The organism is Dehalococcoidia bacterium, from assembly GCA_003597995.1.
Lineage (GTDB): Bacteria > Chloroflexota > Dehalococcoidia > Dehalococcoidales > UBA1222 > SURF-27.
The window spans coordinates 1-10,410 of the sequence record QZJY01000067.1; the positions used below are offsets into that span (position 1 = coordinate 1).

At 50.0% G+C, this 10,410-nt stretch carries 10 protein-coding genes; 9 read left to right on the top strand and 1 reads right to left on the bottom strand.

The annotated features are described in order from the left end of the window. Positions 1 to 899 precede the first annotated feature (899 nt). From C4542_08805 to C4542_08835, 7 genes are all read left to right on the top strand, one after another. Complete coding sequence (locus tag C4542_08805) at positions 900 to 1,529, top strand: (2Fe-2S)-binding protein (protein RJO60582.1); 630 nt, start codon at positions 900 to 902, stop codon at positions 1,527 to 1,529. Positions 1,530 to 1,548: 19 nt separating this feature from the next. Next, positions 1,549 to 3,939: a xanthine dehydrogenase family protein molybdopterin-binding subunit gene (locus tag C4542_08810; protein ID RJO60573.1), complete on the top strand. Its 2,391-nt coding sequence runs from the start codon at positions 1,549 to 1,551 to the stop codon at positions 3,937 to 3,939. Positions 3,940 to 3,951: 12 nt separating this feature from the next. Then, entirely contained in the window at positions 3,952 to 4,917 is a 966-nt protein-coding gene (locus C4542_08815; GenBank protein ID RJO60574.1) for a molybdopterin dehydrogenase, read from the top strand. A gap of 109 nt (positions 4,918 to 5,026) precedes the next feature. After that, entirely contained in the window at positions 5,027 to 5,263 is a 237-nt protein-coding gene (locus C4542_08820) for a hypothetical protein (GenBank protein ID RJO60575.1), read from the top strand. Further along, positions 5,263 to 5,676: a hypothetical protein gene (locus C4542_08825; protein ID RJO60576.1), complete on the top strand. Its 414-nt coding sequence runs from the start codon at positions 5,263 to 5,265 to the stop codon at positions 5,674 to 5,676. Before C4542_08820 ends, C4542_08825 begins: the two co-directional genes overlap by 1 nt. Before the next feature lie 23 nt (positions 5,677 to 5,699). Beyond that, a complete protein-coding gene (locus tag C4542_08830) occupies positions 5,700 to 6,302 on the top strand; it encodes a hypothetical protein (protein ID RJO60577.1) in 603 nt (200 codons plus the stop codon). 217 nt (positions 6,303 to 6,519) lie between these two features. Next, positions 6,520 to 7,644 (top strand): DUF4382 domain-containing protein, encoded by a 1,125-nt coding sequence (locus C4542_08835; protein RJO60578.1) that lies wholly within the window; start codon positions 6,520 to 6,522, stop codon positions 7,642 to 7,644. A gap of 77 nt (positions 7,645 to 7,721) precedes the next feature. Here C4542_08835 and C4542_08840 read toward each other — a convergent pair whose 3' ends face one another. After that, positions 7,722 to 8,045, bottom strand: a complete 324-nt coding sequence (locus C4542_08840) for a hypothetical protein (GenBank protein ID RJO60579.1) — start codon at positions 8,043 to 8,045, stop codon at positions 7,722 to 7,724. 452 nt (positions 8,046 to 8,497) lie between these two features. On the opposite strand from C4542_08840, the gene C4542_08845 reads away from it, so the two are divergent. Together C4542_08845 and C4542_08850 are read left to right on the top strand one after the other, a co-directional pair. Next, positions 8,498 to 9,748 carry a hypothetical protein gene (locus tag C4542_08845; protein ID RJO60580.1) on the top strand — a complete coding sequence of 417 codons (1,251 nt, stop codon included), beginning with the start codon at positions 8,498 to 8,500 and terminating at the stop codon, positions 9,746 to 9,748. 80 nt (positions 9,749 to 9,828) lie between these two features. Continuing rightward, positions 9,829 to 10,311 carry a hypothetical protein gene (locus C4542_08850; protein ID RJO60581.1) on the top strand — a complete coding sequence of 161 codons (483 nt, stop codon included), beginning with the start codon at positions 9,829 to 9,831 and terminating at the stop codon, positions 10,309 to 10,311. The last annotated feature ends 99 nt before the right edge of the window (positions 10,312 to 10,410 follow it).

A 10,410-nucleotide genomic window follows, 5' to 3' on the forward strand; every position in this document is an offset into this window, starting at 1 on the left:
GGGGTATTAACAGATACGAACTTCGTTCGGTCCGCTTCGCGGCGAACTACATCCCTCGACCACAATGGTCGGGGTATTCGGGAAAAGGTGAGTATAAAACTAGAGCGTCTGCGACACATTCTTGTATGCCGGTATAAATGTCGGATAATCCCTACAATGGAATGAGTGAATTGCTGATAGACACATTATCGTTATTGTGCTATCTTCCGTGTTAGTTAATTAAAAGATTACCTTGATACTTCTAGTGTGACTTAGACGTTAGATTAGAAGAGTGGTGGTGTTTCTGTTGGGGTTCTGTGGTGAGATGGATAGCTTGCACTATGAGTTATATGCAAGTTGGTAGACGCTCAGGAGGTATCAACTCCCATGTGAATATCTACGCATCAAGTCCTGCCGGGGGAAACCAGGGTGCTGGAGTGCTTTTCTTCCACTTCGGCTTAAATGATAACCTCCCCCTCCCGTGTGGCGAGCCCTGGCTGTAATCGGGCTATGCGGCAGGATTTGGTGCGGTGGTAGGGAAGCAATGATAAGATGACGCGACCAAACACTTTGGGGCTCAGGGTCTAAAGGGAAGTCAGGCAAATATGAAGTTCCCAATAGCAATAAGGAAAGGAGCGCTTCGAGCAAGAAAATCAGATTTATATTTTGGGACAGGTCTCTTCTAAAGCAGCGAATCTAAAATATTCAACGAAAAGGGGGTGAGCATTCGCAAAATAATATTGACGGTCCACCTAAACGTGAGCGCATTCTTCAGAAAGAAGTATAAACATTAAGGGGGATAACTAATGTCAACAGAAGAGAAACAAGAATTTAAACCCGGGGAAGAATTCATAGGATTATCCCGCAGAGAATTCCTGAGGAACGCTGGCTTTGTGGTTGGGGGAGCCACACTGGGGTCTATGGCGTTCCTGTCAGCCTGTAAAGGAGAAACATCAACAGAGACACAAACCGTCACCAAAACCGTTGGAGCAGGATCCACTGTTACAGTTACCCAGACTGCTGGTGCAGGGTCAACTGTTACAGTTACACAACCTGGCACCACAGTCACAGGTACAGGAGGTGGTACGGCTCCCGCCGGGTTGCTACACCTCATTGTCAACAATATTGACTATTGGGGAGTGGTCGAGCCTCAATGGACCCTGGCGTATGTTCTGAGAGAGAAGCTCGGTCTTACCGGCACGAAACGCGGCTGCGACGCGGGTGATTGCGGGTATTGTACAGTGATAATGGATGGGGTCCCCATCGAATCTTGCATCTATTTGGCAATAGAGGCTGACGGCAAAAAAATAGAAACCGTTGAGGGGTTTAATCAAAGCGATAAACTAACTCCATTGCAGCAGGCGTTTATTGACAACGACGGTTTGCAGTGCGGTTTCTGCACACCGGGGATGTTGATGACCGCCAAAGCCCTGCTCGCCTTCAAACCCAAGGCAACCGAGGCAGAGATCAGGGAGCACATGGCAGGCGTGTTATGTCGCTGCGGTTCTTACATGACCATTATCAAATCTATACAGTCGATGACTGCATAGTACAGAGGAGGAATGCATAGTGTACGAATCTTTAGATCATATAGATCCATATACCAAGGAACATTACCCGCAGTCCGTATACCACAATTCTAAAACCCTGAAATATGTTGGCCAGCCTAAGCTCCGCGAGGGCGCCGAGGGCCGGGTCATGGGCAGGGAAACATTCGCCAACGACGTTCTGCTAAATGGGATGCTGTATCTTAAGCTTAAGCGGTCCCCCTACCCACACGCTACCGTAAAGAGCATCGACACCACCAAAGCCAAGGCGCTCAAGGGAGTCGTCGTGGTTCTTACCAATGCCGATGCACCCAATCTGATTAACGCCGCCCCGTATGCATACTGCATTGCCAAGGAGGTTTGGACACAGGGCGATTGCGTTGCCGCCGTGGCAGCTTATGATGAGGACACTGCCGAGGAAGGCGTAAACCTGATTGATGTACAGTACAACGTCTTACCCTTCGTGCTGCATCAGGACGACGCCCTGAAGACTACCGCATACAAACTGCACGGCGATACCAACGAGATTGGCAGCGCGGCTATCTTCAAACGCGGCGATGTCAACGGCCCCACCGGTTTCCCTGCGGCAGACAAGACAATCACCACCGAGTTCCAGACGGTGACCAAACCATTTCAAGGCGTCCACCCGGTGGCACCGGTTGAGAATGAATCGTATGTCGCCAGATGGGAGAACGACCGCCTGTATATCTGGTCCGCTACCCAGAATCCGTGGGGTGACTCGAGGGCCGCAGCTACCGCTCTCGGTCTACCCTACAACAGGGTAGTCGCCATGAACTGCCGCATTGCCACCGGCTTCGGCAACAAGGGTAGTGACGGGGCGGGCAAGAAAATTGCTGCCTACATTGCCCGGATGACGAGTCACCCGGTGAAGTGGTACCAGGATAACGACGGCTACTTCAATATGCAATCCAGCTCCTGGACGGCTCAGCACCACTTAATCAAAACCGGGTTGAAGAGCGACGGCACTATTGTTGCCTTCCAGGACATCTGCACTGCTAACGGAGGGTACCGCGGCTCCCGCGCGTCGGGGGGCGCAATGGAACCCTTCCCGGTTCGTCTTGTAACCCCGAATATGTACACCGAGGGTCACGATGCCTACACCAACTCCCAGTGCGCCGGCGTACCGCGCTGCGTGCCTCATCCGAGCTCAACCGCCGCCACCGGCATACACTACGACCAGTGTGCTGAAGCGCTCAACATGGACACCTCAGACTTCATTCTCAAGAACGTGTTCACAGGCAGTGGCGTGGGCACGCATCCGGACAAGCCCGAGTATGACATCGGTGCCAACCCCTGTCCCCAATTCTACCAGCAGCTGATTGATAAGTCCGGCTGGAAGACCAGGTGGAAGGGATGGAACACGCCGGTGTCTGTCAACGGCAGCAAGAGACGCGGCATAGGCACGTCCATACACAACTGCAGGCACGGCGCCCTGGCTAACCCGGAGTCAGCTACGATAATGCTGGAGCCGGATGGTACCTGCCGTGTAGTCACGGGCTCGCAGGAATGCGGCAACGGCTGGAGGACAGCTGCAACTCTCATGGCCGCCGAAGAGATGGGTATCACCCCTGACCGGGTGAAGACTCCCAATTTCAACACTGACGTCGTTCAGGAAACTAAATCACCCGGCGGCAGCACCGTACTTCGTGGCACCGGGACAGCCATCATTCTGGCATGTAGAGACGCCAAGGAACAGCTGTTCAGGCTGGCTATATACGCCAAGAAAATAGCAGCCACAGAGCCTGAAGAACTCGAGACTGCCGATAACTTCATCTATCTGAAAGCTGACCCGACTAAAAAGGTAGCCATAAAAGATATTACCGCTCTCCAGGGCGGCACCAGTATGCCCGGCAAAAACGTAGGAACACACTATGGCGGCCCGATTATCGGCCGAGGTTCCTACGTTACCGGGAGAAACGCCACCATGATGATGATGCAGTGGTCAGCCAGTACGGCTGAGGTGGAAGTGGACACCGACACCGGCGAGGTGACAGTGCAGGAGATCATTTTGGGATGCGGGGTTGGCCGGGACATCTTCCATATGGGAAACTATAACCAGATAATTGGCGGGATGGCTATGATGATCGGTCACGCCCTGTTTGCGGGTATATACAAGGACGAAGCCACCGGCATCGACCTCAACCCGGACTACTCGCTCTTTAAGTGTCCTACCTTCATGGATATGCCTGCAAAAATGGATGTGGTTATGTACGAGGAAATCGATCCCTACGGCCCGTTTGGAGCCAAGGGAACCGGCGAACCTGTCATGCCTACGACAACACCCAGCATCCTCAACGCTATCTACAATGCCTTAGGCGGCTTGCCCGCAAGGAAAAGGATCTTTAGCACCATGGCGACTCCCGACAAGGTCCTGGCCGCCATAGGCAAATAAAGGAGACATGAAATGAAAACTTTTACGCACATCAACGCCACGACCATAGCTGATGCCGGGGCTAAGTTAACCCAGTACGGGAGCAGCGCCATGCTGATTGCCGGCGGCACGGACCTTATATCATTTCTTAAAACTCGTTGCCTGCCAGATGCGCAGCTGCCCAAGTACGTTATCAACCTCAAGACCATACCTAACCTTGACTACATCAAGGAAGACACGGGAGGTCTCAAGCTGGGCGCCATGGCCACACTGGACAAAATCGCCTTCTCCCCGGTGGTTCTGGCCAAGTGGCCTGCGCTGGCAGCGGCCGCTCGTGGGATAGCTATGTGGCAGGTGCGCTGCGTTGGCACTATCGGCGGCAACTTATGCGCCAAGAAGCGCTGCTGGTACTACCGTTCAACCTGGAATAAGTTCCAGTGCGTGCTCAACGGCGGCACCGGGTGCCCGGCCGTAGCCGGTAACCACAGGTACGAATCGGTGTTCGGCGCCACCAACGGCTGCTACGCGGTTAATCCCAACGATATGGCACCGGTGTTGGTTGCCCTGAGCGCCAAGATAGTGACCAATAAATCTACATACGATGCAGAAAAATTCTTTGACGGTTTTAAAGTTACCGTCATGGGAGCGGGTGAATTGGTCACCGAGATCCAGGTGCCCGTACCCCCCGCGGGTAGCAAGCAGGGCTGGTATAAGGCAGCGGAAAGGCAGGCGATAGACTTCGCTTCCGCCAGCGCGGCCATACTTGTTACACCCGCAACGGGAACCATCACTGCCGCCAGAGTAGTGCTGGGTGCCGTAGGTACGACACCCATACTATCCGCCGCAGCAGCAACAGCGCTGGTGGGTAAAACCATGTCAGAAGCAACGGCAGAGGCTGCGGGTACTGCCGCTGTAGCCGCCGCGAAGGAGATTGGGCCTTCCAACAAATACAAAATCCAGATGGCCAAGGGCTGTGTCAAGAAGGCACTTCTGAGCTAACGCTAAACCTTTACTAAGTATACAACCGAGTGGGCATCCTGCCCACTCGGTTGTATAGTAACAAAATATGTTATATAGTAGTATTATATAAATAAGGATGGGAAAAAACTTGAGCTTGAACGAAGGCGATAATATTTTTACAATTGATGAACTTGCAGAGAAATACCCACGCCAGTGGCTGGCAGTAAATGTGGTAGAGAGAGATAATAATGGTCAACCTTTAAAGGTAAAGTTTCTGGCGAGGGATGTAAATGTTTTTGGTGTGCGTCAAATGACAGGCAATAAAGATTTCTGTACCATGTATACCGGCCCCATTCCAGAAACAGACCATGTGGGGATGTTCTAATGAGAATGATGATATCTGCCGATAAGCCCATAGTGTTTTTTGTGCGGGTAAAAGGCCCCAAAGGGATAAGGGAATTCAGGGCGGTTCTGGATACCGGGTCGACGGATTGTTTAGTCCCTCTTCAGGATGCCCGGGCACTGGGCTATGCAGCCTATTTTGAGCCGACTACGAAAGAAGGTACGGGGACAACGGGGATTTCCAAAACAGACATCTTTGAGACCGATGAAATAGTGCTCGAAGAAGTATCAGTGGGCGGTTTGGTGGCCAGGGACGTAAAGGCCATGACTTACGAATTGCCCAGGTGGTCAGGCATCGAAGGTGTTTTAGGCTTGAGTTTTTTGCGCCACTTTAACACGCGCATCAATTTTGAGGAAGGTTATCTAGATATCGAACCAATTTCAGAAAAATCCTAGAGGGGATGTGGGAGGCTGAGGAAATGAGCACCCGTAATTCTGTTTTCCCCAAAAAATATATTGCCTTTTTCGGTATTACGGGAATAATTCTAGTAACAACATTCATAAAAGTACCATGCCCGGTATGTGACGGTACAGGCATTATTAGCACTGCCGTTGGCATGGAGAACGTATTTCTTTCCGGCCTGCAAACCGACCTGAAGTATTCCAACCCTGACTTTTGTATGGGGTACACGCTGTACGAATACGATATCGATATGACCCTCACCAACAGCGGAGCAGAAAAGGCCATGGGGTGGATAAAGCTAGTACTTAAGAATACCTATAAAGGCGATACCCTTGATACCAAGTACGTGCCTGTTGAAATTCCAAGGGAAGCAACCGTCGGAAGCTCTTTTACTACCTGGTTCACGACAGCTTATGATGTCTCTCAGGACGTTACAGTTGATGCAACGGTCGAATTTGGGGGAGTCAAAGACCTGACGTGCTCGGGGACAGGTTCGTTGCCGTTGAATGTATGGTTCATGGCAAAGGCTATCAAGTCTAGTTTGCTGCGTGCTGTAATGGTGGAGCAGCAATTCAAGCCCCCGCCTTATGAGATACCCCCTCAGTTCGATTGGGATTAAGTGCTACAGCCAAATAGAACGTTGTTAGTTGGCGCATGCCTATTCGTGGTAGGGAATTGCAATGTGCAGCTGCTGCCTTGTCGCTCCTGCTTATGGCTGCCAGCAGTTCAGTCAGTACAATAACTGAATGGGATGTCTTTTAACCGCCAACAACCGAGGGAGTCGCTTGACTTTTACATATATATATGTGAAACGTGGTCGGAATAGGGATTAGGGCGTGGCAAGAAAAATACTTTATTCGTTGATAGCAATTTCATTTGTTATTGTCATCAACCAGATAACAGACGCTCAAGGTACGACAGCAACTGGTACGACCAGCCCGACGTCAACAATTGCGAGTTTTGCGACCGGGGTAGTCGAAGTGCGTGTATCAGCCTCTGCGGCCAGTGCCGATGTAACCAGCGCCAATCTCACAATCTCGAGCGTGGAAATCCATGTACCCGATGGCTGGTCAAAGATGAAAATGGAAGATACAAATACTGTTGACTTGAAGCAGGTCGAGGGATTGGAACAAACGATTGCCACGGCCAGCTTGAACCAGGGCACTTACACCCAGATAAGGGTGAGCATCGCCAGTTTAGATGTAGCCTTAGGCAGCAGCCAGCCTAAGAAAGCCAAGCTATCCGCCAGCACGCTGTCTTTCACCCAGAATTTCCAAGTGATAAATAAAAATACCACGGTCTTAGTATTCAATTTTGACGCCCTGAAATCTATTGATTATAGCGTGAAAGACCAGATAAGTTTTAAACCCTTGGTCAACCTGCTGTTCACCAGAACTCCGGGGAGTATGGAGTTGGTTACCACCGATCTACCGCAAGGTGAAGCAGGCGTTGCCTATTATGCAAAGCTGATGGCTATAGGCGGGCAGCGTCCTTACAGCTGGAGTATCACCATGGGAGACCTGCCCCCGGGGCTGAACCTGGATACAAACACTGGCGTAATATCAGGAACTCCAACCATTGCAAGCACTTTTAATTTTTTGGTTAGGGTAGACGATGCTTCCCCGGCCGGGAAAACTACCAATAGGAACTACAAGGTTGGTGTCGCTGCGAATGGTGCTCTGCAGATTGTTACCGGGAGTCTCCCTGATGGTTCGGAGAAAGTGGCCTATAACACTAAACTACAGGCTATTGGAGCCACGCAACCATATACCTGGAGTGTGTCCGGTGGTAGCCTGCCATCTGGTTTGACCCTAGATTCTAACTCGGGTATAATTTCTGGCATAGCTACTGTTAAAGGGGACTTCAGTTTTGTGGTAACAATTACGGAAACTGCAAACCCTAGCAATAGCGATTCCCAGAGCCTCAGCATCCATATAGCACCTGAGGTGGTATCCAACTGACGGTGCTATTAAATTTATTGATTTACAGCAATAACAAAGTATAAAAATAATATTGTTATATTAGTTGTAATAATATATTAGGATATACTATACTTTTGTAAATATCTAAATATGTATTTGAGGAGTACGAAGTTGAAAAATAGAGCTAATACTATGTTGATTGCTGTGGTTCTGACCATAGTGCTCGTATTGACGGGTTGTGGCGGTGGAACACCCGTTGCGACGACCACCAGCAACGTGCCGGCGACCACCAGCAACGTGCCGGCGACCACCAGCAATGTGCCGGCAACCACCAGCAGCGTGCCGGCGACCACCAGCAGCGCGCCGGCAACTACCAGTAGTGCGCCTGCAACCACCAGCAGTGCGCCAACGACAAGTGCTTCTGGTATAACTATTATCAAGGTTGTGTGGGGCATTCCACCTATGGCCAAAACGCATCCGCTGGACGGTGCATTTGAACAATGCTATACCTGTCATCTAGCCGGTGGGGCTGGTGCCCTTCACCAGATTGGACCAAGCCATGCTTGTGATGAATGCCACGAACCCGATGGCCCAGGCCTTACCTATAATTGTACCGGGGGCGACCCCGATCCAATGCCGTCATGCACAATGTGCCACGGACTTCAAAGGGAATATGATGGCACGAAAAAAGAAGCACCGATGTAGGGTTTTATGTATCATCGCCCCAACACTCAGCTAATTATTTTCAACCGGGATTTCAATACTTAGGGTTGAGGAGCATCTCTGCAGGTATTAACTCGGGATGCAACTGAGATATACGCCTAAAGTGTTGAGATGTGTTCTCCCTTCGTTTGATTGCAGATTTGGATTAGAGAGCATTTTGGAGTAGGAAATGAGTAAAAGCTGGCAAGTCACTTACGATGAAATTAAGGGTTTCATTGCCCAACACCCGTCCATTGAAATCAGGACGGACGTACTGTCTATTCCCACCGATGTACGGCCTGATTTCTACCGTCTCTTCGATACCCTTCGAGACAATTTCGTCAAGGATAACATTCCGGATTTCTTGGAGAAAACCCACGCCTTAAGCAGCAACCACGAGAGAATCAGAAACGAGCTTAGCACAAGTTTGGGGTTAGCAGAAATAGAGGTAGAGACCAGCCTCAACGATTTTATACGCAGTCCGCTTGGTCTTATGACTGGCCTTCTGTCTGAACCCGTATTTGATCTGCTCATGGGCAAAAGCGCCCCGGGCACTTTCGAGGAAATCGCGGCGAGAAAGATTGTATCGGCCTTTGAAGCCTTCTTTCACCAGGGTTATAAGAGCTGGCTGACGCTTTCATTGCTACAACTCATGTCACCAGATAATGCCTATATAGTGCCACTGTCTAATGATGTTTCCGCTCCTTACGACTACGACATCGGTAACGCCGGGGCACAAGACAAACAAATGCTCCCCGACGCTGTTCCTACCAGCAGGCTTTCTTTCGATCGAACTCAATACTTCACATTATTGGTTCCAAAGGTAATCGTGCATTCCAAACGGCTGAATGTCTTCGTTTCCTTGTTACAGGAATTTCGTTTTGTTCCGACGGAAGCTAGATACCGCAACCAACAAATTGAATGGTATAGATTGCCGGAACTGATTGCAAAATTAGGTCAAGGGAGAATATGGCCTGACCTGATGATCTATCTGGCTGGACAACCCAATGACCTGCTTCTCGTCGCCGATATGTTTAATGTGGCTCGTCCGGATATAATTGTGAATATTTTACATAAAAGAGATCTGAGTGAACCTGGTAAGTTAGCTATGTTCAAAAGCCAGAACGATATTTTTGCGCCGAGGTTGGGCAGTTTTATTGTATCCCCTGAGGCATTATCGGATGCACAGATAGAAACTTTAAATTCACAAATTCAGCCCCAGGTCCAGCGCATTGAAAATGCTGAGGCACAGATGCCTGCGGGTGCAACCCAGTTGCCGGAAAGCCCGCTGACACCAACTACGCCAGGCGGCCCACTACCATGTGATATTAAGGTATTAGGAGTGGGATACGATGCAGGGAAGCTAGAACCTATAGCCGACGCCATCATCCAATCACAGATTTATGCCGACTTGACCTCAAATCAGAATGCTATAACATAAGACGTATCCAATGCCGCGCAAGTGATGCGCCTCAAGAAGAAGAAGTAGCTTAAAATACGGGTATCCCGGCGGAATAAAAGATGACTGAATTGGGAATAAAGACGCGGCATGCCCGTATCTTGCTTGGCTGTCTGGTTCTACTGACCAGTATCGCAATGTACGGGTGTGCCGGTGCGAAGATAACAACAAAAGAAACGAGTAAACCCCAGCAAATTCATCAGGTCATGCAGGTAGCTCCCCAGGGCGGTCGTTCTATCGTTGATTATACAAAGTTTTTAAATGCCGGTGATGAAGTAAGCGGTAACATTATGGTAACTGAGTTGGAAGTTGAATTTACTGATTGGGCCACACCGTGGACCTTTGAAGCCTGGGCCCCTGATGGCGTTCTTCTTGATACCGCGACAATTATCTATGAGGACGACCCTTATCATGCTTTCAAATTCATTGCTAAAATAACGGGTGAATACACCATCAGGGCAATACACATGAGTCTATCTCCTCGAAACCTTGATATCGTGGTCAGTCCGGCGGGGTGGCAACTGAAGGAAACTTATACAAGCTAAAAGTAAAGCAATCTGACCGGTTTAACCCCGGTTAGCGCGAGAGGAAGAAGTATGGGTTCAATAACGGTAGGAGTTGACATTGGTAGTACCACGGCCAAG

Coding starts and splice junctions, on each gene's coding strand:
- C4542_08805 (RJO60582.1), top strand. CDS start 900: ATGGCGTTCCTGTCAGCCTGTAAAGGAGAAACATCAACAGAGACACAA.
- C4542_08815 (RJO60574.1), top strand. CDS start 3,952: ATGAAAACTTTTACGCACATCAACGCCACGACCATAGCTGATGCCGGG.
- C4542_08825 (RJO60576.1), top strand. CDS start 5,263: ATGAGAATGATGATATCTGCCGATAAGCCCATAGTGTTTTTTGTGCGG.
- C4542_08830 (RJO60577.1), top strand. CDS start 5,700: ATGAGCACCCGTAATTCTGTTTTCCCCAAAAAATATATTGCCTTTTTC.
- C4542_08845 (RJO60580.1), top strand. CDS start 8,498: ATGAGTAAAAGCTGGCAAGTCACTTACGATGAAATTAAGGGTTTCATT.
- C4542_08850 (RJO60581.1), top strand. CDS start 9,829: ATGACTGAATTGGGAATAAAGACGCGGCATGCCCGTATCTTGCTTGGC.